The sequence below is a fragment of the Mesorhizobium sp. M3A.F.Ca.ET.175.01.1.1 genome (genome assembly GCF_004791945.1).
In the GTDB taxonomy this organism is placed as follows: domain Bacteria; phylum Pseudomonadota; class Alphaproteobacteria; order Rhizobiales; family Rhizobiaceae; genus Mesorhizobium.
In genome coordinates, this window is the sequence record NZ_SRTP01000461.1 from 1 (window position 1) to 253 (window position 253).

Here is a 253-nt window from a genome sequence, read left to right on the forward strand (position 1 = left end):
CGGGCGAACACCTCATTCGGGTCGCGCCCGGCAAGCAACTGGTCCAGAAGTTCTTTCTCGATAGCCATGTGATGATTCTCTCCTTTCCATCATCATGGCCTCGCGCACAGAATTCCTGACAGTCCCATCCCGCGCGACCGTGCGGGAAGCTTCGATCCGAAGCTGATCGCCAGGTACCAGCGCCGCTTTCCCGACTTCGACGCCAAGATCGTCTCGATGTATGCGCGCGGCATGAGCGTGCGCGAGATCCGCG

At 60.5% G+C, this 253-nt stretch carries 1 pseudogene; it reads left to right on the plus strand.

The features are described from left to right. Positions 1-126: 126 nt before the first annotated feature. Positions 127-253 (plus strand): annotated as a pseudogene (locus EN818_RS32440) (transposase); the annotation flags it as partial.